The 22,889-nt window shown below is 65.0% G+C and carries 21 protein-coding genes; 8 read left to right on the top strand and 13 right to left on the bottom strand.

Translation table 11 applies throughout. From position 1 onward, the window contains the following. Window positions 1-77: 77 nt before the first annotated feature. From R9J51_RS02045 to R9J51_RS02010, 8 genes are all read right to left on the bottom strand, one after another. On the bottom strand, window positions 78-1,094 hold the full coding sequence (locus R9J51_RS02045; RefSeq protein WP_168556197.1) for a major capsid protein: 1,017 nt from the start codon (window positions 1,092-1,094) through the stop codon (window positions 78-80). A gap of 12 nt (window positions 1,095-1,106) precedes the next feature. Next, entirely contained in the window at window positions 1,107-1,760 is a 654-nt protein-coding gene (locus tag R9J51_RS02040) for a hypothetical protein (protein WP_168556198.1), read from the bottom strand. A gap of 282 nt (window positions 1,761-2,042) precedes the next feature. Beyond that, window positions 2,043-3,716, bottom strand: coding sequence for a portal protein (locus R9J51_RS02035; RefSeq protein WP_432787788.1), 1,674 nt, complete (start codon window positions 3,714-3,716; stop codon window positions 2,043-2,045). Then, window positions 3,709-3,924: a hypothetical protein gene (locus R9J51_RS02030; protein ID WP_168556199.1), complete on the bottom strand. Its 216-nt coding sequence runs from the start codon at window positions 3,922-3,924 to the stop codon at window positions 3,709-3,711. The genes R9J51_RS02035 and R9J51_RS02030 overlap by 8 nt, the downstream gene beginning before the upstream one ends. Window positions 3,925-4,077: 153 nt before the next feature. Further along, window positions 4,078-4,617 carry a TIGR02594 family protein gene (locus R9J51_RS02025; protein WP_179506619.1) on the bottom strand — a complete coding sequence of 180 codons (540 nt, stop codon included), beginning with the start codon at window positions 4,615-4,617 and terminating at the stop codon, window positions 4,078-4,080. A gap of 204 nt (window positions 4,618-4,821) precedes the next feature. Further along, on the bottom strand, window positions 4,822-6,318 hold the full coding sequence (locus tag R9J51_RS02020; protein WP_432787787.1) for a terminase: 1,497 nt from the start codon (window positions 6,316-6,318) through the stop codon (window positions 4,822-4,824). A gap of 12 nt (window positions 6,319-6,330) precedes the next feature. Further along, window positions 6,331-6,780 carry a hypothetical protein gene (locus tag R9J51_RS02015; RefSeq protein ID WP_179505729.1) on the bottom strand — a complete coding sequence of 150 codons (450 nt, stop codon included), beginning with the start codon at window positions 6,778-6,780 and terminating at the stop codon, window positions 6,331-6,333. Continuing rightward, window positions 6,780-7,199, bottom strand: a complete 420-nt coding sequence (locus tag R9J51_RS02010) for a hypothetical protein (protein WP_179505728.1) — start codon at window positions 7,197-7,199, stop codon at window positions 6,780-6,782. The genes R9J51_RS02015 and R9J51_RS02010 overlap by 1 nt, the downstream gene beginning before the upstream one ends. A 363-nt stretch (window positions 7,200-7,562) precedes the next feature. Between R9J51_RS02010 and R9J51_RS02005 the strand changes: the two genes are divergently transcribed. Further along, a complete protein-coding gene (locus R9J51_RS02005) occupies window positions 7,563-7,811 on the top strand; it encodes a hypothetical protein (RefSeq protein ID WP_179505727.1) in 249 nt (82 codons plus the stop codon). On the opposite strand, the gene R9J51_RS02000 is transcribed toward R9J51_RS02005, so the two are convergent. Continuing rightward, window positions 7,798-8,187 (bottom strand): nuclear transport factor 2 family protein, encoded by a 390-nt coding sequence (locus R9J51_RS02000; RefSeq protein ID WP_179505726.1) that lies wholly within the window; start codon window positions 8,185-8,187, stop codon window positions 7,798-7,800. The two genes, R9J51_RS02005 and R9J51_RS02000, sit on opposite strands and share 14 nt — an antisense overlap. Window positions 8,188-8,311: 124 nt before the next feature. On the opposite strand from R9J51_RS02000, the gene R9J51_RS01995 reads away from it, so the two are divergent. From R9J51_RS01995 to R9J51_RS01980, 4 genes are all read left to right on the top strand, one after another. Beyond that, a complete protein-coding gene (locus R9J51_RS01995) occupies window positions 8,312-9,586 on the top strand; it encodes an HD-GYP domain-containing protein (protein ID WP_169476782.1) in 1,275 nt (424 codons plus the stop codon). 174 nt (window positions 9,587-9,760) lie between these two features. Continuing rightward, the gene (gene betB / locus R9J51_RS01990) at window positions 9,761-11,176 is read left to right on the top strand and encodes a betaine-aldehyde dehydrogenase (RefSeq protein WP_169476781.1); all 1,416 of its coding nucleotides are present in this window, start codon (window positions 9,761-9,763) and stop codon (window positions 11,174-11,176) included. Next, on the top strand, window positions 11,163-12,833 hold the full coding sequence (gene betA / locus R9J51_RS01985; protein ID WP_179505725.1) for a choline dehydrogenase: 1,671 nt from the start codon (window positions 11,163-11,165) through the stop codon (window positions 12,831-12,833). Before betB ends, betA begins: the two co-directional genes overlap by 14 nt. Next, the gene (locus R9J51_RS01980; protein WP_432787785.1) at window positions 12,830-14,488 is read left to right on the top strand and encodes an APC family permease; all 1,659 of its coding nucleotides are present in this window, start codon (window positions 12,830-12,832) and stop codon (window positions 14,486-14,488) included. The genes betA and R9J51_RS01980 overlap by 4 nt, the downstream gene beginning before the upstream one ends. 27 nt (window positions 14,489-14,515) lie before the next feature. Here R9J51_RS01980 and R9J51_RS01975 read toward each other — a convergent pair whose 3' ends face one another. The 4 genes from R9J51_RS01975 to R9J51_RS01960 all read right to left on the bottom strand — a co-directional run bounded on the left by R9J51_RS01975 (window position 14,516) and on the right by R9J51_RS01960 (window position 18,030). Further along, window positions 14,516-15,319, bottom strand: coding sequence for an NTP transferase domain-containing protein (locus R9J51_RS01975; protein WP_179505723.1), 804 nt, complete (start codon window positions 15,317-15,319; stop codon window positions 14,516-14,518). A 2-nt stretch (window positions 15,320-15,321) separates the two neighbouring features. Next, on the bottom strand, window positions 15,322-16,422 hold the full coding sequence (locus tag R9J51_RS01970; RefSeq protein ID WP_168556212.1) for an inositol-3-phosphate synthase: 1,101 nt from the start codon (window positions 16,420-16,422) through the stop codon (window positions 15,322-15,324). Between the two features lie 297 nt (window positions 16,423-16,719). Beyond that, complete coding sequence (locus R9J51_RS01965) at window positions 16,720-17,670, bottom strand: CDP-alcohol phosphatidyltransferase family protein (protein WP_168556213.1); 951 nt, start codon at window positions 17,668-17,670, stop codon at window positions 16,720-16,722. 81 nt (window positions 17,671-17,751) lie between these two features. Further along, window positions 17,752-18,030 carry a metal-sensing transcriptional repressor gene (locus tag R9J51_RS01960; RefSeq protein WP_169476776.1) on the bottom strand — a complete coding sequence of 93 codons (279 nt, stop codon included), beginning with the start codon at window positions 18,028-18,030 and terminating at the stop codon, window positions 17,752-17,754. 398 nt (window positions 18,031-18,428) lie between these two features. Here R9J51_RS01960 and R9J51_RS01955 point away from each other — a divergent pair, with 398 nt between their 5' ends. Genes R9J51_RS01955 through R9J51_RS01945 form a run of 3 tightly spaced genes read left to right on the top strand, consistent with a single transcriptional unit; the run spans window position 18,429 to window position 22,854 of the window. Continuing rightward, complete coding sequence (locus R9J51_RS01955) at window positions 18,429-19,775, top strand: carbohydrate porin (RefSeq protein ID WP_179506618.1); 1,347 nt, start codon at window positions 18,429-18,431, stop codon at window positions 19,773-19,775. 15 nt (window positions 19,776-19,790) lie between these two features. Beyond that, window positions 19,791-21,521 carry an ABC transporter permease gene (locus R9J51_RS01950; RefSeq protein ID WP_432787784.1) on the top strand — a complete coding sequence of 577 codons (1,731 nt, stop codon included), beginning with the start codon at window positions 19,791-19,793 and terminating at the stop codon, window positions 21,519-21,521. Between the two features lie 25 nt (window positions 21,522-21,546). Continuing rightward, complete coding sequence (locus tag R9J51_RS01945) at window positions 21,547-22,854, top strand: ABC transporter ATP-binding protein (protein ID WP_169476773.1); 1,308 nt, start codon at window positions 21,547-21,549, stop codon at window positions 22,852-22,854. Window positions 22,855-22,889: the final 35 nt, after the last annotated feature.

The raw sequence follows: 22,889 nt of genomic DNA, 5'->3' as shown, positions 1-22,889 counted from the left end.
GGGAATACTCCGGATTGGGAGAGGAGCGTCGCTCCGGTTCCAGCGCCCTTTGCGGCGCCGGAACCGGAACCTGCGTATCAAGCGACGAGCGCTTCGTTGGTGACGAGGGCGTCGGTTTCGCGGATGGGGATGCCGCGCCAGGTCATCACTTCCTCGCCCTGGATTTCCATGGGCGTCAGGCGCACGAAGTTGTCCACGCCGCTGCGGCCGTTGCTGGTTTCGGCGTCCAGCGCTTCAAGCAGCACGCGGTTCATGTAGATCACGGTGCGGCCCGGGCTGACCTGGCCTTCGCGCTCCATGTGATAGGCGCGGCGGCCCTGCAGCTTGTAGTACAGCTTGCGCAGCAGCGGGTTGAGCGCCACCGTGCCGGCCACCACGTCCGACACGTCGATGTTGGCGATGCGCCCGTTGAAGCGCCAGTCCTTCACGCACAGCCCCATGTGCTGGGTGAACTTCTCTTCCTTGACGTAATAGGGGTTGCCATTGCCATCGAGCACGCGCTGGCGCCCCATGTCCTCGCGCTGCACCCCGGCCGGCACCGAATCCGGCACGATCACGCTGGTCTGCATGTCACCATGGGTGACGAACCAGATCGATGCGTTGTCGGCCTGTGCGCCGCCGGCATTCACCACGTTGGCGTTCGACAGCGAGTTGTAGCGCGGCGCCAAGCCGTGGAACTGCTTGCCGTTCACCTTGACGTCGGAATACCAGATCGCGCTTTCCACCGTCTGGGCGATCGATTCCAGGAAGCCCTGGCCTTCCACCAGCCGCAGCTTGGCCGCTTCGGCGGGCTTGAGGTTGAGCAGGCGTTCGTCCACCGACGAAAGACCTTCGACGAACCCGGTCGTGTCCTTCACTTCGGTGTAGTTGCCCTTGGACTGGGCGATGCCCTGGTAGAGCGCGCCCCATGAAACGCTGGGCAGGCCGGTGCGGATCGTCGAGCGATGCTCGGTGCCGCTGTTGCAGCTCACCACGTTGGCGTCCTTCATGAAGGGCGTCAGCTGGGTCAGCGCCTCCACCACGTCGCCCAGGCCGTCGCCGCCGGCCTTGAGCACATCGATCAGGTTCCAGTAACTCGAGCCGAGAATGGCCATGAAGCTATCTCCTTACTTCGCTTCTTGGGGGTAGAGACGTTCCCAGACGGGGCGCTGGTTGGCGCTGCCGGCATGGGCACGGGCAAAGCCGCTGTCCTCGCTGAGCAATTCGCCCAGGCGGCGGAACGCGCGGATCATGTCGGGGTGGTTGCCAAAGCCGCTGTCGGCCAACGCCTGGCGGAACGGGTGCCCCTCGTTGAAACCCAGGGCATCCAGGCCGCGTGCGGCCAGGTGCTCACTCTGCGCGCGCCGGGCACCGCCGATTTCGGGATCGGCGGCAAACTCCTCGGCCCAGGCGCGCTTCTGCGCGGCGGCGGCATCGGCGAAATGGGCCAGCAGGCTTTCCTGCGTGCGCTGCATCACGCCTTGCGCCAAAGGCAGCAGCTTGCCGGCCTGCTCGTTGGAAAGGCCCAACTCGCGCAGCACCGGCTCGGCGCTTTCCACCAGTTGGGAGTCCAGCGCCATGCCGTCGAGTGCCAGGTCATAGCGTTCGGGAACGCCCGCCTGCGTCGGTTCGGTTGCGACAGAAGGGGAGTGGGCCGGTTCAGCGGCGCCCGGCTGGGCGGTCGAACCGGCGCTGGCCGGGGCCGTTGCCGGCTGGCCCGTCGGCGCCGGGTTCATCGTCGGGAAGCTCGTCGTATCGGGTGCGGGGATGGGGTCGCTCAAGGCGGTTTTCCTTTGCACTGAGGGCAGCATCGAGCACGGCCTGCATGGTCGTCAGGCCCAGCGGATCCTGGGCGCGGGTCGCCTCGTCCTGGCCGCGATGGGCCAGCGCGATCAGGTCGAACCCCAAGCTGCGCCGCCCTTCGAGGAAGGCGAGCAGGGCACCATCGGCCCCGCTGGCCATTGTCTGTTGCCCCAGCAGCCCCGCCGCTTGAATCGCTGCGTGCAGGAAGCGGCGGAATTCGAGACGGCCCAGCAGGGCGGCGGCATCTTCACTGGTAACGCTCACGGTTGGATCAGTCGCTTGAGCAGGTTTTCGCCGCCCACGTCGGCGCGCGAGAGCAGTTCTGCTGCGGCGGCCGCGTCTTTCATCGCGGGCACCATCTGGCTGATCTGCGCGGCCGCCTGGGCAGCATGGGCCGCCTCTCCCCGCTGGGTGCGCAAGTGCGCCACTTGGGCGGCCGGTCGCATGATCCGCGCCGGGGTACCGGCGCGCCAGGCGTATTCGTCCACCGCCTCGTCGAAGTCGATCTTGTCCAGAACTTCGGGATGGGCGGCCGCCAGATTGCCGACAAAGCCCACCACCCGCTCGATCTGGCCGATGCCGACCATGCGCTGCATCTGCTGCAGGATGCTCACGAATTCCACGCGCACTCCGCGCCCGTGGAGGGCTGGCGGAGCCGGCGGCAACATGGCCCCGCGGCTCAGGATCGCAAAGGCGCGGTCGATCGCCACTTGCAGCTTTTCGTTGGCCACGCGTTCGATCACGGGGCCAAGCTGTGTCAGCTTTTCCTCGTTGCGGCTGACGATTTCCTCAACATTGCGGGGCTGCACGCCGCGCATGTTGGTGATGGCGTTGAACAGGTCGGCAAAGCTCAAGCCGTCGATCTGGCGGCGGCATTTGTCCATTTCCTCGCCGATCGCCGCTACGGCCTGGTAGGGCATCTGGTAGGGGATCACCACGCCGTCGCGGTCCAGCCCAGATGCCGTTACCGTGCGCCCCGGTTCGCCGGTCAGGCGCACGCCCGGCGGCACGATCTTCTCGGGCTTGACCATCTGGTCGATGGCCTCGTTGCGGCGCTTGGCCTGCATCTGCAATTCGCGCAGCGCCGGCAGGGCTTCCATGCCGGGGGAATGGCCGTAAGTGTCCCCACCCACCACGTCCCAGCGCGGGGCCCAGAACGGCTGCTCGTTATAGCCCGCAAGCTTGAGCAGGCTGTCACCGCGTGCGCCCGCTTCCCAATAGACGCTGCGCCAGGCCTTGGAGCCGAAGCGATGCGGATCGTGGTCCGGGTCCGGCTCGATGGCGTGGAACACTTCCACCACCGTCTCGTACTGGCTGCGATCATAGAGCGCGCGCACGGCCGGAGAGACGGCGGGCCCAAAGGTTTCCACCGCCTGGCGCACGCTCATCGGGCAGGTGCGAAAAAGCGTATCGGGCACCAGCGCGTCAGACAACGCGATCCAGTATTCGCCAAAGGTCAGTGCGTGGCACACCGCGCCTGCCAGCGGATGCTCCACCATCACGCAGGCTTCGGTGCCGAACAGGCCCATCTCGCCATAGCCGGCCTTGGCCGCCCCATAGAAGTTGGTCGATGCCAGAAAGGCATAGAGCCGGCGCTCCACCGCCGAAAGCCAGGCGCGCACGCCTTGCGCGTCCATCAGGTCGTCGTCGGCGGTCTTGAGGGTAAACCAAGGGCGCGATGCACTGGAAAGGCCCGATGTCATCCCGTTGGTCAGCGTGCGGAATGCCTCGATCCCGTGGGGGTCGAACAGCGTGCGGTTCCACTGTCGGCGCCGCGCGCCCGAACGATCCTTGCTCCCGGCCAGGAACCGCGAACGGGCTGGCTGGGCAAAGCGGGCGATCTGCTCGGCTTCGGCTTCATAATCCTGGCGAACGGATTTCATCCCGGCCAGACGTGCCTCGCAATGGGCGCGGATCGATTTGTGATCAGCCAAGAGTGCCTCCCGAACCGAGAGTGGCCGAACCAAGCGTGGTGGAAGAAATCCGCGCTGCGCCGGTCAGGCCCAGCGGCGAAGTGACCATCCCGGCCAGGATCGCGCGGCGCCAGCGGCTGTTGTCCATGGCGCCGGCTGGCGCTCCCTGGTCAGGCAGTTTCAGGCTTTGCCGCTCGGGCGCGGTGGGAACGGTGGGCGTGCTGCACATCTAGGCACCTCCATGGATTGAAGGCGCTTGTAAGCCGGGGACGCACCAGCTTGAATCGCTGGTGCAGAGCTCCATGATCGCAATGAAACGCGCATGAAAAAGGCCCCGCCCGAACTGGGACAGGGCCTTTAAAAGCGTCCTGTTGATAGTGGGTTATGCTTCCTTGATCGAAACGTCACCGTTCCTGGCCAGGCGGATGACTTTCATCGAAGGTGGTGCATTGGTGTAGATCGGTCGTCGCGCGGCATAGAGACGCTCGCGCGGCACGCTGCGAATGCAGACCTGGTCGCTCTGGTTGCCGCCCAGCACGTGAAAATTGGCGTTGTCCTCGCCCACGTAAAGCCCAACGTGCCCGCCGCCGGGGCGGATGAATACCAGCGTATCGCCCAGCATCGGTTGACCGGCCTGCTCACCGAATTTGGCCCAGTTCAGCGCCCACAGCGGATTGGGCGGCAGCGGCTTGCCCGCTCGCTTGGCCACCACGGCCATGAACAGGCCGCACCATGGTACAGAGTCTGCATAATAGTCGTGCGCCACTTGCGCGCTGACTTCTCCAGCCCATTTTATGATGACCGGATTGTTACCCGGCCCCGGCTGTTCCTCGGTACCGAACAGCACGAGTGCTTCGGTAATCATCTTGGGCGGATTGGCAATGTTGCGCAAATAGGCATAGGCTGCAGGTAGTTCCACCATCGATCCCTCCCTCATCATGCTTGCATTGGCATTTACCAATATGGCCGGCGCAAGGATGTGGCCGTGAAAGCAAGTGCCTCACGGTAAATTGTGTGATAACTTGATGATTTTGGCGCGTGTTGTGCTGCCCCGAAGCGAATCACGCCAATTTATATTTGCATAGTTCTGAATATACTGTCTGATGGCAAGTTAAATCGCAGCCGCTCAACCCAGCTCGCCATAGCGTCCCGCTCCGTCATCGGCCTGGGCTGCGGGTTCCAGCCAGGCCGGCAGCGCGCGCGGGCCCACGGCTTCGGCAAATGTGCAGGCCAGTGCATCGGCCCAGTCCGGACTGGGCAATCCGCGCCGCTTCATCTCGGGCTTCTTTTCCAACTGCACGCGGGTGTCGTCGGCAGCAAAGGAATAGGTCGGTCCGATTAGGTCGTCGCGCAGGCGGTCGCTGTCGGGCACCGCGCCCCGGCCCAGCCACGCGCGCATCCGCGTCCAGATCTCGGCACGTTTGTTGGCTGTCGGCACGGAAACGCCGGGTTCCAGTTCGGCCTCGCGCCCCTTGCCGCCAAACCACACCTCGATCACTGGCGTATCGCCCAGCAACTGGCGCAAGCGATCGACCACCGCCGCGCCCACGTTGCCCGCGTCCACAAAGATCGCATCGGGCCGGTGTCGCGCCGCCTCCAGGGCGATGTCGCCGGCCAGTTGCATGGCATCCACCCCGCGCCAGTTCTTCCACGGCCGGCTGCGCGCATCGCGGCCACAGCGGATCGCCAGCACGCTTTCATCGTCGCCAAACCGCGCACAGTCCACGCCAAAGATCACCGGGTCGGTCGGCAATCCGGCGGGCACCACGCGCCGTCGCGCGGCTTCGGCCAGGTCCTGCGGGATGAACTGCATCGTGCTGCTCGATGGGAACTGGCCCCGCACGCGCACGCGCACCACGTCACTGTCTGCGCCGTAGGCGGCCACCAGCTCGTTGAGGTAATCGGCGTTCACGCCTTCCACTTCGCGCGCGTCGATCTGCGCGGTGCGCCACAGGTTGCGATGCTTGCCAAAGCATTCGCGGAACGCGCCGGTGTTCTGCGTCGGATTGCCGAATGCCAGCCAGATCAATTCGGTATCGGCATCGGTCAGGGCGCCCAGCGCCACTTCCCACACTTTGTCGGCAATGCCCGACGCCTCGTCGAAGATCAGCACGATGCGCCGGCCCATGTTATGCAGGCCGGCAAAGGCCTCGGTGTTGTGCTCACTCCACGTCACCAAGTCGGCCCGCCATGATGGGCCCCGGCCCTGCGCGGTCGAGGCCAGTGCCCGCCGGGTCTGGGCAAACCAGTTGGCCGTCAGCGCGAGGCCCGCCCACTTGGCGATTTCCGGTGCTGTCTTGGTATCGAGTTGGCTTTCGGTATTGGCGGTCACCAGCACGCGCGCATCGGGGCAGGTGTCCAGCGCCCACTTGACGATCATTGCCACCAGTGCCGATTTGCCGATGCCATGCCCCGATGCCCGCGCCAGGCGCAGCGGGGTATGCCGCGTGACCGGATCGGCCAGATGCGCGCCGATCTCCTCCAGCACGTCGCGTTGCCAGCGGCGCGGCCCGGCCATGCCCGCCAACGGCCCCTGGCCCCAGGGATAGGCAAACAATGCGTGTCCCAGCGGGTCGTGGGTAAACGCGCCGATCGCCTCGGCCAGATCCGCCGTTCTCGACAATTTCCCCGCCATTTACCGCCCCTTCAATACCCGCGCTCGCGCCGCGGCCAACCGCTCGCTCCAGTCCTGGCTTTCGCCTGGCCCCGCGCTTTCGCCGTATTTCCCCGGTGCCCATTTCGAGAGCAGTTTCAATCGCGTCTCCACCCGCAGCCGGGCACGGGCCACGTTATCCGGGTTCTTGGCGGCGGACACCGTACCGTCGGCCTTTTCCTTGCAGATCACGTCGCCGGCATCGTCGTCGGCAATTTCCAGGGTTTCCTCCGCGATCGCCTCGAACCCCGCTTCGCGCGCCAGGGAAAAGCGGCGGGCGAAGTCCTTGTCTTCCAGCCGCCAGCGCTGCACCAATCCCGGTGCCACCTGGTGCCGCCGGCACAGCTTGCGCAGCGTGATGCCTTCGGCCAGCCCGGCGAGCAGCAGGTCTTCCAGCGCCGGATCGCGCCCCGCCTTGCGCGCGCGCGTCATCAGCGCAGGCCCTTTCCGGTCTTGTAGGGCTTGCGGTCGGTCGGACGCGGCGTTGCACTGGTCGGCAGGCGCGCGGGCGGCGGCGTGTGGGTGCCCTTGGGCACATGCGGGGTGTCGTCGCGCATGTTGGCGGCCCGCGCCGTGCGCTCACCCGTGGCCACGATCTCCACGATGCGAAACCGCTGGTATCGCTCCACCCGGATCAGTCCCTTGCGTTCCAGGCGCTTGACCATGACCGGCCCCATCGAGCACGAATTGTACCCGCACAGCATTTCGATATCGATGTTGGTAGGGCAGGGCAGCCCGGCCTGTGCTGCTTCGGCCAGTGCGCGATAGGTGGTTCGTTCGGTCCAGGTCAGGCCGGCCAGCGAAACCTTGGCGGGGGCATCGGCAGCAACGGTGGCGATGGCATCGGTCATCAGGACTTTTCCTTTGACGGTTGATTTCGCTGCAGCATCCGCAACACTCCAAGCAGGCCGACGCCCCGCGCCGTTCTGTTTTCTGCAGTGTGGATGCAGGCTTTAAATCAAGGATTTGTGCTCTTGCCCGGCGTGTGCTTGGCCAGCTTGCCGCCGTTGCCCCTTGGCGGGAGAGGGCTAGGCGGAACGGGCGCCGGGCTCAGCGGGCATAGGAACTGGATATAGGAAAAATCCTAAATATCCAGTCGAGATGCTGCCAAATCCGCGTCGAAATCGCTAAATGGCGATTCAATAAAAGGAAATTTCCTTTAACCGAAGCGGTAAATTCCGTCCGCTCGTGCGGCATTTTTGCCAAGGTGAACCATGGCCGATTCGTCCGTGCCCAGCCGCCCGCCTAGCCTTCCGCCCGGCTGGATCTGGTATGATGCCCGGTTGCCCGATGGTCGCGAGCATCGCTTTGCCCACGCCGTTTCAGACGATCACGCCGCATTGCTGGCGCGGGCCTGGGCAATCTGGTCGCCGGCGCGCGCGGGCCGCGATGGTCGTTTCCTGGCGCCTGGCCTTTTGGTGCAGGCAGCCATGGAACAGGTTGATCGCTTCATTCCATTGTGACGAAGATTTCGGCCACGATCACCCAGACACCACCGATCTCGCGCCACTTCGCGCTATATTGGCCTGCCGCCTGGATCGTGCCGCTGTGGGCGTCGCGGCCTTGCCACGCCCCGTGTTCCAGGGCGATGGGCGCCACTGGTGATGGCACGATCGTGGTGGGCGTTCGCACATAGATGCTGCGCGTCCGCGCCGAGAATTCGCGCTTCCAGGCCAGCAGTTGCGCCTTGCGACCGGCAAGAATCGCACTGTCGCTTCCCGTCACCAATACCACGTCGGGTGCCAGCAACGGCCCGATCGCGGCCAGATCGGCGTCGGCCAAGGCCCGGTTGAATGCGGCGCGGCGCAGGCGGATGGCAAGGTCGGCTGGGTGATTCATCGTGCGTCTCTCACCACGTCACGGTGGGCCGGGCAACCGTTCGTCGCGTTTAACCTTGTTCTTGCGGGTTTTCCCTGTCGCCCGCTTAGCCACGCGGGAAGCCGGCCCGCGCATTCTGTCCGGCATGATCCGCCAGATTCCTCCCGAACACGTCAAGCTTGGCATGTTCATATGCGGATTCGGCGGATCGTGGTTCGATCATCCGTTCTGGCGGACGCGCTTCGTCATCGCGAGTCATGACGATCTCGAAAAGGTGCACGCCGCCGACGTGCCCTACGTCATCATCGATGAGTCGCGCGGCGCCAAGCACGAAGGCGCAGCGTCAGATGCCGCGCCAGCTGCCGCCCGCCCGCCGGCAATCCCGGCACCTGCTCCCAGGCATTGCCGCCGCGTGCCCGTTCCCCCACCCGATCGTTCCGGCGCGTTGGCACAAAGCATCGCTCGCCAGCGCCGTCGCCAGGTCCAGCAGATGGTCGGCCAGGCGCGGCAAACCATGCGTGGCCTGTTTGACGATGCGCGGATGGGCCGTGCAGTGCGCGTGGCCGATACCCACCAGCTGGTTGACGATATCGCCCAGGCGGTGGCCAACAGTCCGCGCACCGTGCTCGATATCGTCCGGCTCAAGAGCAAGGATGAATATACCTTCGCCCATTCGGTGGCGGTGTGCACGCTGATGATCAACGTTGCCACGTTCCTGGGATTGAGCGAGGCGGAAACGCGCGACTATGGCCAAGCCGGGTTGCTGCACGATCTGGGCAAGATCGGCATCCCGCAAGACGTGCTCAACAAGCCCGACATGCTCACGCGGGAAGAGTTCGCCGTGGTTCGCGATCATCCCGAACACGGATTTCGCCTGCTCCAGGCTTCGGGGGACGTATGTGCCACGGCGCTCGATGTCTGCCGTCATCATCATGAACGGCAGGATGGCAACGGCTATCCTCTGGGCCTGGCTGCCCACCAGATCAGCCGCGCCGCCGCGCTTGGCGCGATCTGCGATTGCTATGATGCGCTGACGTCGGATCGCATCTACAAGCAGGCGTGGTCACCGCCCCAGGCCCTGGCCGCGATGTGGAGTTGGGAGGGCCACTTCGATCGCGACCTGCTGTTCACGTTCATGCAAAGCATCGGCGTCTTTCCGCCTGGCATGGTCGTGCGCTTGCGTTCCAATCGGCTCGCACTGGTCCAGCCCGGCCGCCGACAGGATACCGGTCCCCACGTTACGGCCTTCTTCTGCACACGCGAACGCGAAGCGCTCCCCCCGCAGGACATGCTTCTCGACGACACCAATCCCCTCGACAGCATCGTTGGCCATGCCTGCCCCCACGAATGGGGTGTGCCGCAGTGGCAACAACTGCGCCTGCGGTTGTGGCGCGGTGCGGTAGATGCGTTGCCTGCCTGACCCGTCGCATAAGTAAACTTAATGCGTCACATCGGGGCTGGTGATAGGTGCGGCAAAATAAACAATTGTTTTTTATAACAATTTCTAGAAGGCTGGAAATCGCGAACAGTTCGGAAAAATTGATTCCGCCGTGCCATCACGTATTCTGTGGGCTTGTGACGCCAGACAGAGGGCATGATGGCACCGGCAACCTTCGAAACGATCAATCCCGCCACGGGTGAAGTGCTCGCCACGATCCCCATTGCGGGGGCGGTGGAAATCGATGCCGCCGTGGCTCGCGCCAAAGTCGCGCAGAAGCAATGGGCCCGTCTTACCGGAACCGAGCGCGGCCGCATCCTGCGCCGAGCCGTGGAAATCCTGCGCGCGCGCAACGATGAACTCGCCCTGCTGGAAACCCGTGATACCGGCAAGCCGATCCAGGAAACCATTGCCGTCGACGTGCTCTCGGGCGCCGACTGCATCGAATACTATGCCAATGTCGCGGCCACCATTGCCGGAGAGCATGTCGATCTTGGCCCTGGCGCGTTCGGCTATACCCGGCGCGAACCGCTGGGAGTCACCGCCGGTATCGGCGCGTGGAACTATCCCCTGCAGATCGCCTGCTGGAAATCGGCGCCTGCGCTGGCCTGCGGCAATGCCATGATCTTCAAGCCTGCCGAACTCACCCCGCTCACCGCGATCGAGCTGGAAAAGATCTATATCGAGGCCGGCGTCCCCGAAGGCGTGTTCCAGGTGGTTCAGGGCTTTGCCGCCACTGGCCAGTTGCTCTCGCGTCATCCCGGCATCGCCAAGATTTCTCTGACGGGCGAAGTCGGCACCGGCCGCAAGGTCATGGCTGATGCCGCCGCCACGCTCAAGCAGGTCACGCTGGAACTGGGTGGCAAGAGCCCACTCATCGTGTTTCCCGATGCCGATCTCGACAATGCGGTGTCTGGCGCACTCCTGGCCAATTTCTATTCCGCCGGCGAAGTCTGCTCCAACGGTACCCGCGTGTTCGTCCACGCCTCGGTCATCGATGATTTCCTTGCCCGGTTGAAGGCGCGCACCGAAGCGATGGTGGTGGGCGATCCCGCCGATCCGGCCACCCACGTCGGCGCGCTGATCAGCCAGGCCCACATGGACAAGGTCCTGGGCTATATCGAAAAGGGCAAGGCCGAAGGCGCTACGCTTGTCACAGGCGGCCACCGCGTTACGGCCAACGGCTGCGACAAGGGCGCGTTCGTCGCGCCCACGGTCTTTGCCGCCTGCCACGATGGCATGACCATCGTGCAGGAGGAAATCTTCGGCCCGGTCATGGCCGTGCTGCCTTTCACCGAAGAAGCCGAGGTGGTCGAGCGTGCCAACGCCACCGAGTTCGGCCTCGCCGGCGCTGTGTTCACGCAAGACATCACGCGCGCTCACCGCGTGGTGGCGGCGCTCGATGCCGGTACCTGCTGGATCAATACCTACAACATCACGCCGATCGAACTGCCGTTCGGCGGGGTCAAGCAATCAGGCCTCGGCCGCGAAAACAGCCGCGCCGCGATCGAGCATTATACGCGCCTCAAGAGCGTCTATGTCGCCATGGAGCCGATCGATGCTCCCTACTGATCCCGAAACCTTCGACTATGTGATCGTGGGGGCAGGGTCGGCCGGCTGCGTCCTGGCCAACCGGCTCACCGCCGACGGCCGCCACCGCGTGCTGCTGCTCGAATTCGGCGGCTCGGATCGCTCGATCTTCATCCAGATGCCGGCCGCGCTGGCCTATCCCATGAACACCACGCGGTGGAACTGGCGCTACGAATCCGAACCCGAACCCCACCTCAACAACCGCCGCCTGCATTGCCCGCGCGGCAAGGGGCTGGGCGGCTCCTCCTCGATCAATGGGCTCGTCTATGTGCGCGGCAATCCGCTCGATTTCGAAGAGTGGCAGGAACAGGGCGCGCATGGTTGGGGCTATGCCAACGTGCTGCCCTATTTCAAGCGCGCGGAAACCCGCGCCGAAGGCGGCAACGCCTATCGTGGAGGGGATGGCCCGCTTTCCACCACCTATGGCACGCTCAACAATCCGCTCCACCACGCCTGGATGGAGGCCGCGCGCCAGGCTGGCTACCAATTGACCGAAGATTACAACGGGTTCCAGCAGGAAGGCTTTGGCCGCATGGACATGACCGTGCGCAACGGCGAACGTTGTTCGTCGGCCAAGGCGCACCTCTATGACGCGGTCAAGCGGCCGAACCTGAAAGTCGAACAACACGCGCTGGCCACCCGCATCCTGTTCGAAGGCACGCGCGCCGTGGGCGTGGAATACGAGCGTGGCGGCACTCTCCATGCCGTGCGCGCCAGCGTTGAAGTCATTCTGTCGGGCGGCCCGATCAACTCGGTCCAGTTGCTCAAGCTGTCGGGCATCGGCCCGGCCGATGAACTCGCCAGCCATGGCATTCCCGTCCTGGCCGACCGCGCCGGGGTCGGCGCCAATCTGCAGGATCACCTGGAATTCTATTTCCAGATGGCCTGCACCCAGCCGATCACCCTGTTCGGCCATGCCAACCTGGTCGGGAAAGCCAAGGTGGGCCTTGAATGGCTGCTCCGCCGCACCGGTCTTGGCGCGTCCAACCACTTTGAATCCTGCGGTTTCATCCGCAGCCGTGCGGGCATCCGTTATCCCGATATCCAGTATCACTTCTTCCCGATGGCCATCAATTACGACGGCTCCTCGCTCGCCACGGAGCATGGCTTCCAGGCCCACGTTGGCCCGATGCGCTCGAAAAGCCGCGGCACGGTCACGCTGCGCAGCGCCGACCCGCGCGAAAAGCCGGCGATCCGCTTCAACTACATGAGCCACCCGGATGATTGGGCCGAAATGCGCGCCTGCGTGCGCCTGACGCGCGAAATCTTCCAGCAGCCCGCCTTTGCCGCATTCCGTGGCCGGGAAATCCAGCCCGGCGCCGATTGCGTCACCGACGAACAGATCGATGCTTTCATCGCCGACAAAGTGGAAAGCGCGCTGCACCCCTCCTGCACCGCCCGCATGGGCCGCCCTGATGATCCCCTGGCGGTGGTTGATCCCGAACTGCGCGTGATCGGCGTCTCCGGCCTGCGCGTAGTCGATAGCTCGGTGATGCCCTCGATCACCACCGGCAATCTCAACGCGCCCACGATCATGATCGGGGAAAAGGCGGCTGACCATATCCTGGGCAAGCCGCTGCTCCCGGCTTCCAACGAACCCTATTACGTCCACCCCCAATGGGAGACGCAGCAGCGATGAGAGGTCAAGACCACGCCGCGGCCCTGGCCGCCCCCGCCGGTGAGCTGCATCGTTCGCTCGATTGGAAGGGGGCGTTCTGGGCCTCCTCGGGCGTGCCGGCCGGCGTGCTGCTCACCATGGGGGGCATCGCCGCCACGATCGGCCAGCCCAGTTGGGTGGTGTGGATCGCCTCGATCCTGATGGGTTTCATCCAAAGCTTCGTCTACGCCGAAATCGCCGGGCTCTATCCGCACAAGTCGGGCGGTGCCTCGGTCTATGGCGCGGCCGCCTGGCTGCCTTACAGCCGCTTTGTCGCGCCCATTTCCATCTGGGCCAACTGGCTCGCCTGGTCCCCGGTGCTTACCCTCGCCACCAGCCTGGCCGCTGGGTACATCATGGCCAGCCTGTTCGCGCCCGAAGCCGCGATCATGACCTGGCAGATCAAGCTGGTCGATCTTGGCTTCGTGCGCCCCGGCCTCAGCTTGCGCATCAACGCGGTCTCGCTCATCGCCACCGCGTTCCTGCTGCTGACATTCGCCCTGCAGCATGGCGGCGCCGCGCGCGCGGCGCACGCGCAAAAGATCCTGGGACTGGTGTGTCTTGCCCCGCTGATCCTGGTTGGCCTCATTCCGGTTTTCACCGGCAACCTGCCGCGCGAGCATCTCTTCCCGCTCCTGCCGATGCTGCGTGATGCCGCGGGCCATGCTGGGTTCGGTTCGTGGAACGGCTATGGCCTCGTCCTGCTCATGGGCGCCATGTTCGGAGCCGGCTGGTCCACCTACGGCTTTGAAACGGCGGTGTGCTACACCCGTGAATTCCGCAACCCCGCGCGCGATACGCCGCGCGCGATCATCGCCTCGGGCGTGCTGTGCATCCTCGTCTTCGCGCTGGTGCCGCTGGCTTTCCAGGCCTCGCTCGGCCTCGATGCGATGCTATCGCCGTCGATCTACGATGGCTCTGGCGTGGCGCAGGCACTGGCGGCCATCGTGGTCAAGGGGCTGGGGCTGGTCGCCTCCAGCCATGCGGGCGTGCTGATCGCCAACCTGTTCATCGCCATGCTGATCCTGTCGTTGCTGCTCATCGTGATGACGTCGATGATGGGCTCGTCGCGCACGCTGTACCAGGCTTCGGTCGATGGCTGGCTGCCGCGCTATCTCTCGCGCGTGAACAGCCACGGTGCCCCCACCGCCGCGATGTGGACGGACCTGGGCTTCAACCTCATCCTGCTTCTGGCATCAGACTATTTCGCCGTGCTGATGATCAGCAACGTCTGCTACCTCGCGTTCAATTTCCTCAATCTCCAGGCCGGCTGGATTCATCGCATCGACCGGGGGGAGCGGGAACGCCCGTTTCGCTGCCCCACCTGGCTCCTGGCGCTGGGTTGCACTTTCGGCTTCGTCAACATGGCTTTCATGGGGGCGGGCGCCGACGTCTGGGGCGCGGGTACCCTGCGTAACGGTCTTATCGCCCTGCTGCTGATCGTGCCGGTCTTCGCCTGGCGTCATTATGTCCAGGACAAGGGCGTGTTCCCGCACGCCTTGGTCGAAGACTATGCCCGCAATGCGGACGGCAGCATGACGCGCCGTGCCGGTTGGCTGCCCTGGGTCGCTCTTGCTGGTTGCGCGGGGTTGATTGCCGTCACTCACGCCTTCGCGTTGCACCAAACCGCCGGGTGAACCGGCGCGTGCCTGCGCGTCTGGCGATCAGATCGCCGGGCTGAACAGCGCGGGAATTGCCTGGGGCAGGTCGGCTTCGGCCTGGGCATGGGCGCGGGGGTCATCCACGTCGATCCACCAGGCGCCGTCGATTTCCATAGTCGCGGCGCGGCCGGCATCGGCCAAGACCTGCATCCCGTCAGACAGCGATCCCGGCTTGCCCTGGGCAACGGCCTGGGCAATTGCGGCCGGCAAGGCTGCTGTGGCCAGGAATGCGCCGCAATCGACGGCGTCATAGGGAAAGATGGTCTTGCCGATCGCGGCAATCGTGCCGTCTGGGCGCGTGCGTACCCAGGTGGCATCATCAGGATCGACCAACGGATTGTCCAGCCGCCGATCGATCGCCAGCGTCACATCACGCGTGTCTGCGCCTTCGCCCGTCAGGCGTTTCAAGATTTCAGCGGAAAAGATGTGGTCTGCCATCATCAGCAGGAACGGACCATCCACCAGTGCAGCGCCGGCGATCACCGAATGGCCGTTGGGCAGGGTCCAGTCCGCCACGCGGGCGGCCGTGATCGTCACGCCGCAGCGGGCGGCCAGATCGGGCAGGGCGGCTTCCACGCGGGCCGCCTCGTGCCCGGTCACCACCACGATATGGGCAATGCCGGCAGCGGCGGCCTGGCGCACGCCCAGTTCCAGCAAGGGGAAACCGCAAACCGGGGTCAGCGGTTTCGACTGGCTGAGATCGCGCAGGCGCGATCCCAGTCCAGCAGCCAGGATAACCGCATGCCGGGGCGCAACTGCGCCATGGGCAATGCCATCAGCGGGCCGCAGCCCGGCAGCGGTATCCATGCTTATTCGGCAGCCTGCGGCACCGCCGCGATATATTCATCCACCATGCGCAGGGCGACATCGTCGATGAACTGCTGGGGAGGATGCTTGCAGAAATAGGCCGACGGGCCGATCAGCGCGCCGCCTTCACCGCGTTCCAGCGCCACCTTGCAGCAACGGATCGCATCCATCACGCAAGCTGCGGCGTTGGGGCTGTCTTCCACCGAGAGACGCAGTTCCAGGTTCACCGGAACGTTGCCCCACTGAACGCCTTCCATGCGCAGGAAGCAAATCTTGTTGTCCTTCTGCCACGGAACGTATTCCGACGGGCCGATCAGGATGTTTTCCTCGGCCAGGCGCTGGGCCAGCATGGCCTGCACGGCTTCGGTCTTCGATTCCTTCTTGCTCGACAGGCGATGGCGGTCGAGCATGTTGAGGAAGTCGGTGTTGCCGCCGGTGTTGAGCTGGTAGGTGCGCTCGGTGGTCACGCCGCGCGCCGAAAACAGCGTGGACAGCGTGCGGTGCACGATGGTGGCGCCCACCTGGGCCTTGATGTCGTCGCCCACGATCGGCAGGCCGGCGGCGCGGAAGCGCGCTTCCCATTCCGGGTTGCTGGCGATGAACACGGGGATGCAGTTGACCACGGCAACGCCGGCTTCCAGCGCGCATTCCATGTAGAATTCGCTGGCCTTCTGCGAACCCACGGGCAGGAAGTTGAGCAGGATTTCAGCGCCCGACGCCTTGAGCGCAGCCACGATGTCCGCCTGGCTGGGGTCTTCGCCCTCGGCCACGATGAACCCGCGTTCGCCGGCCACGGTCATGTGGTCGGCCACGCCGTCCAGCACGCGCCCGCGCATCACCTTGGCGCCGATGGTCGGCACGTCCTTGTAGAACACGGTGGTGTTGTTGGGTGCGGCAAAGATCGCCTCGCCCAGGTCCTTGCCCACCTTGCGGGCATCGACATCGATCCCCAGAACGAATTCCACGTCACCGGGCACGTAATCGCCGATGACATCGTGGATCAGGCCTTGGGAAGAGTTGTTGTTCTTGTAATAGAAAACACCCTGAACCAGTGAACTGGCGCAGTTCCCGACGCCAATAACCGCGACTTTGATCGATGGCATTTTAGGTAATTCTCCTGCGGCCAGACCGGCGCCCCCAGCTGATTTTCAGCGAGATGCCTGCCTGACACTCAAACGAAACTGCCTTTTCGCGGTGCTGCCCATCGTGCCCCTGCACAGGGTGGAATGGGTGGAACCCGGACGGTCCGGACCGGAATGGCCAAAATAGAGCAATACTGGGAACATGGCAATGGAGGGTGGAGCACTTGTTACATTATGACTGCCGTGCTGCATCTATGTTGCAATCAAGCGCTCGCTTTGCCGCTCTCTTGCAACGCTTCACCGCTCTCACCGGCTTTTTCAGGCGTCACCCAGCGAGGCGACAAAATCTTTTTCAAGCCGCTTTGCCGCGCTGCCCGCATGATGGATCGAGGCGATCAGCACCAGATTGAGCAGCACCGCCTCGAACAGGAAGTAATAAAGCGGCGATCCGGCCAGAACGGCCAGGCCCAGCAGGATCGTGCGGCTGTTCGCGCCCAGGATGCGCCACGACGGCAAAAGGTCTGCCGCATGCGCGCGGGCGATGTCGTGCGCCCTGCCGGCACGCGTCGGGTCGCTCGCAAGCCGGTCGAACGCGGCATCCACCTCGGCGCCGCCCGGCGCCAGGGCACGGCCCAATAGCAGGTAAAGCCGTGCCAGCGCAGTGCCGGGCCCGGTGATCGGCACGTCATCCTGCCGCAGCCAGGCGTTGCCATAGGCCCACCACTGATACTGCCGGCGTTGCACTTCGTAATGATTGGCCTGCACGATCCGGCTTAGCCCGGCAGCCACCACGGCGATCCAGCACCAGGCGCTGACATGCTGCTGCAGCCACCAGCCGAGCATCAGATAGACCACGGTATGGCTGCCATAATCGCACAGCCCGTCGACCATCTCACCGTTGGGTCCGCTGCGCTTGGTCAGCCGCGCAAGGTCGCCGTCGGCGCCGTCCACCACGTGCCAGCTCATGTGCAGCACCAGGCCGAGCAGCGCGGTCCAGGGCCAGCCCGGCTGGCAATAGGCGATGCCCGCTGCCACCACCATCGCTGCGCCAAAGACCGAGACCATGTTGGGCGTGATCGGCGTGGGCGCCAGCGCCCAGGCCATGCGCCATGACAGGGGGTGATAGATCCGGCTGTTGAGCCAGTCCTGCAGTTCGCGCGGGCGCAGCGGCCGGTCCGGGCGCACGCGGGAGCGGCCGTCTCTCGGGGCGGGCGTGGCAGGTGGCGTGGTAACGGTTTCGGCTGTGGCCAGAGGACGCGACGGGTTCATCGGCGGCACCCTATACCGCAGCATCGGCGTAGCCAATTGCAAACAACACGGGGTCATTCTGCCGGGCCGGCAGCCCAGGGCTCAGCGCAGATAGGCCTTGATGATCGCCACCAGTTCTTCGGCGGCCTGGGTCTTGGGGTCGCTTCCAGGCAGGCTGGGATCGACCATGTGCTCGCGAATATGGTCCTCGATCACTTCGGCAATGAACCCTTCCAATGCGCCGCGGCACGCCGTCGCCTGCTGCAGCACGCGGGCGCATTCCACCTCGGCGCTTACCGCCCGCTCCAGCGCGTCGAGTTGTCCCTTGATGCGCTTGAGACGGTTGAGCAGTTTCTGTTTCTCGGCGGCCACGTGGCTCACGATCCTGTCCCTTTTTTAACTTGATACCATACTCCCCTAGGGTATAGGGGCGCCCAAGTCGAGTCGCTGCGATCCCGCATCAGCGGGGTGGGGCTGGCCCGATGATCTCCAAGGAATCTCATGATGCCGCGAAGTTGCAAACACGCCGCCGACGAGGGCGACAGTAGGCTCGAAAGCCTCACTGGCGCTTGCGTTGCGGCCGGCAGCTTGCCCAACCGGATTGCGCGGCACGTCGTGTGATGTGTCTTCGGTCCGGTCGGGTGACTGCTTCCCGACCAAGGACCGAATGAATGACCGGAATCGTTTTCCCGCTCGTGGCGCGCGCCCTGCGCGCGTCCGCTCTTCGCAACATTGGCCTGTCACATTCCGCCGCTAGGCACGCGGCGGTGACGCGCGTGATGGCTGCATGGATTGATGGCTGCAGGGCTGGCCGGCTGGCTCTTGCCGGCGCTGCCGCTTGTGGCCTGGCCCACGCGCCGGCATTTGCCGACACGCCAGATCAAGCCTCGGATCAGGCTGCCGCCATCCATGGCCAGTATACCCTGGTGGCCCAGGGCGTCGGCAGCTTTGCCTCGCCCTACATGGGGGATAACAGCCTGGCGCCGCGCCAGGTCAAGGCCACCAACGATGTCACGCTCTATCTTGGCGCGCGGCCCTGGCAGGGCGCGGAAATCTGGGTGAATCCCGAAATCGACCAGGGCTTTGGCCTGTCGAACACGCTGGGCGCCGGCGGGTTTCCCAGTGCAGAGGCCTACAAGGTTGGCCAGTTCAGCCCCTATTTCAAGCTGCAGCGGGCGTTCCTGCGGCAGACGATTGCGCTCGGCGGCAGTGCCCTTGCGCTCGATGCCGGGATCAACCAGCTGCGCGGCGTCACCACGGCCAACCGTGTGGTGATCACGGCCGGCAAGATGGGCGTTGGCGATGTATTCGACACCAACCGCTATGCCCACGATCCGCGCGGCGATTTCCTCAATTGGTCCCTCGTCGATACCGGCAGCTTCGATTACGCCGCCAACGCTTGGGGCTATACCTACGGCGTCGCCGCGGAATGGTACCAGGGCCCCTGGACCCTGCGGGCCGGGCTCTACAACTTGTCCAAGGTCCCCAACGGCATCGCGCTGGAAAGCGATTTTCGGCAGAACGCCATCATCGTGGAAGGGGAGCGGCGTTTTTCCCTGGGTGGCCATCCCGGTGCGGTTCGCGTCACCGCGTTTCGCAATCGGGGCCGCTTTGCCCGCTTCGACGATGCCCTGGCCCTGGCCCGCGCCACCGGCCAGGCGCCCGATCTGGCACCGGTGCGCACCATGCGCGATCGCCTCGGCATCGCCATGAATGCCGAACAGGAAATTACTGCCAACCTCGGCCTGTTCCTGCGCGCGGGATACAGCGACGGCACCATCGAAACGTATGATTTCACCGATATCGATCGCACCGTCGCGTTGGGTGCAGCGCTGCAGGGCAAGGCCTGGGGCCGCCCGCAGGACACCGTGGCCCTGGCCGGCGTGGTCAACGGCATCTCGTCCGCGCACCAGCGCTGGCTCGCCGCCGGCGGGCTGGGTGTGCTGGTCGGTGATGGCGCGCTGCCCGATCCCGGCAACGAGCAGATCGTGGAGGCCTATTACGCGTTCCGCCCGGTCGGGTGGGGTTCATTGACGTTCGATTACCAGCACATCGCCAATCCGGGCTACAACCGCGATCGCGGCCCGGCCAATGTCTTTGCCCTGCGCGTCCACGCCGGCTTCTAAAAGGGCCTCAGGATCATGACGTCCACCCGCCTGCCCAGCTTTTCGCGCATGTTGCGTCTCTCCCGGCCCAACCGGGAGGATGCGATTGCCTTCGCCATTCTTTCGGGGCTCGCCGTGCTGGTGTTTCGCACGGCCGAGGGCGTGGTGGCGCCGCTCTCCAGCCTGGACCTCGAACCGGTCACGCTCGATCCGGCGCATCTGCCCTATTACGCCTTGCGCACGGTGTTGCGCATGTTCGCCGCGCTGTTCGCCTCCACCGTGTTCACCCTGGTGGTGGCCACGCTGGCCGCGCGCAGCCGGCATGCCGGCCGCTTGATCGTCCCCGCGCTCGACATCCTGCAATCGGTACCGATCCTGGGCTTCCTCACGTTCACGGTCACGTTCTTCATGAACCTGTTTCCCGGCAGCGTTCTGGGGGTGGAACTGGCCAGCGTGTTTGCCATCTTTACCTCGCAGGCATGGAACATGGCGTTCAGCTTCTATCAGTCGCTGCGCAGCGTGCCTGATGACCTGGAAGAGGTGTGCCACGGCTTTGGGCTGTCACCGCTGCGCCGCTTCCTGCGCCTCGATCTGCCCTATGCCACGCCGGCATTGGTGTGGAATGCGATGATGTCGATGTCGGGCGGCTGGTTCTTCGTCGTCGCATCCGAAGCCATCACGGTGGGCAACACCACCGCCACGCTGCCAGGGATCGGGTCCTACCTTGCCCTGGCGATCCAGCAGCAGGATTTCCGCGCAGTCGGCTGGGCGGTGGGGGCGATGGCGGTGGTGATCCTGGCCTATGACCAATTGTTCTTCCGCCCCATCGTGGCCTGGGCCGATCGCTTCCGGTTCGAACAGACCGCCGGTGCCGATGCCCCGCGCAGCTGGTTCCATGGCCTGCTGCGCCGCACCCGGTTGCTGCCGGTGGTGCTGGCGCCGCTTGGTGCGCTTGGCCGCCTGGTCCTCACGCTCGAACCGCGGCCGCGTCGCTCAGGGGCAGCGCGGGTGCGTCAGCCAGGCCCTTGGGCAGAGCGGGCCTGGCAACTCGGGGTGTGGCTCGGCGTGGCGGTGGCGCTGGGCTGGACCGGCCATTACCTGCTCAGCTGGTTGACCATGGCCGATCTCACGCAGGCCCTGGGCGATGCGCTGATCACGATGCTGCGCGTAATCGTGCTGATCGCGCTGGCCAGCCTGGTGTGGGTGCCGCTCGGCGTCATGATCGGCCTGCGCCCGCGGCTGGCGGAGCGAGTCCAGCCCGTCGCGCAGTTCTTGGCCGCCTTTCCGGCCAACGTCCTGTTCCCCTTTGCGGTCATCGCCATCGTCCGCTTCGATCTCGCGCCCGATGTCTGGCTTTCGCCGCTGATGATCCTGGGTACCCAGTGGTATATCCTGTTCAACGTGATCGCCGGGGCCAGCGCCATCCCCAATGACCTGCGCGAGGCGGCTGGCATGTTCGGCGTAAAAGGCTGGCAATGGTGGCGCCAGGTCGCGCTGCCGGGCGTATTCCCCTATTACGTGACCGGTGCGCTCACCGCCTCGGGCGGTTCGTGGAACGCCTCGATCGTCGCCGAAGTGGTCACCTGGGGCGATCATCATCTTCGCGCCCATGGCCTGGGTGCCTATATTGCCGATGCCACCACGGCCGGAAACTATCGCCAGGTGGCCTTGGGCATCGCCGTGATGAGCCTGTTCGTGCTGGGCTTCAACCGCCTGGTCTGGCGTCCGCTCTATGCCTTCGGCGAACGTCGCCTGCGCCTTTCCTGACCCCACTTTCTCCGGAGTATCCGCCATGGCAACCATCGTGCCGGCTCAGCCGCTGATCGAGGTCAAGGGCCTCAACCATTTCTACGGTCCGCCACCGGGCGGCCATCTCGTGCTCGAAAACGTGGATCTCACGCTTTATCAGAACGAGGTTGTCGGCCTGCTCGGCCGCTCGGGCTCGGGCAAGTCCACGCTCTTGCGCTCCATCGCTGGCCTGATCCAGCCGCGCCAGGGCACCGTCACGCGCATCGCCAGCCCGGATTGCCCCGATCCCAGCGTGGCCATGGTGTTTCAGACCTTCGCCCTGTTCCCCTGGCTCACCGTGCTGCAAAACGTGGAACTCGGGCTGGAAGCACAAAAGGTGCCCGCACCCGAACGCCGCACCCGCGCGCTCGCCGCGATCGACCTGATCGGCCTCGACGGCTTTGAAAATGCCTATCCCAAGGAACTGTCGGGCGGCATGCGGCAGCGCGTCGGACTTGCGCGTGCGCTGGTCGTCAATCCCGCGCTGCTGTTGATGGACGAACCGTTTTCCGCGCTCGACGTGCTCACCGCCGAAACCCTGCGCACCGATCTGCTCGATCTGTGGTCGGAAGGGCGCATGCCGATCCAGTCGATCCTGATCGTCACCCACAATATCGAGGAGGCGGTCCAGATGTGCGACCGCATCCTGGTGTTCTCGTCCAATCCCGGCCGGGTCGTGGCGGAAATCAAGGTGGATATCCCGCGCCCGCGCGACCGCCTCGATCCCCCGTTCCGCGCCTTGGTCGACGATATCTATGCCCGCATGACCGCGCGCCCGTCTGATGCCGCGCCTTTGCGGGAAGGGGTGTTCCCCGGCACCGGCATCGCCATGGTGCTGCCGCACGTTTCCACCAACACGCTCGCCGGGTTGATCGAGGAAGTGGACGGCACCCCGTTCAATGGCCAGGCCAGCATGGCCGAACTGGCCGACTCGCTCAATTTCGAGATCGACGATCTGTTTCCCATGGCCGAAACCCTGCAACTGCTGCGCTTTGCCGAACTGCGCGGCGCGCAACTGCTGCTCACCCCTGCCGCGCGCCGCTATGCTCAGGCCGATGTCGATCACCGCAAGGCGATGTTCGGCGAAGCCCTGCTCGCCCACGTTCCGCTGGCCGGCCACATCCGCCGCATCCTGGATGAACGCGCCAGCCACAAGGCACCCGCCCGCCGCTTCCGCGACGAGCTTGAAGACCACATGAGCCCCGACTTCGCCAGCGAAACGCTCAAGACCGTCACCAACTGGGGCCGCTATGCCGAAGTCTTTACCTACCACGAGGACGACGACCAGTTCAGCCTCGAAGACCCGCAATAGCCGGGCACGATTGGCGGTGCAGCAGGGAAGAGGAC

This window comes from Novosphingobium rhizosphaerae (genome assembly GCF_050920675.1).
GTDB classification, from domain to species: domain Bacteria; phylum Pseudomonadota; class Alphaproteobacteria; order Sphingomonadales; family Sphingomonadaceae; genus Novosphingobium; species Novosphingobium rhizosphaerae.
This window is presented reverse-complemented; position numbering and strand designations above follow the sequence as displayed.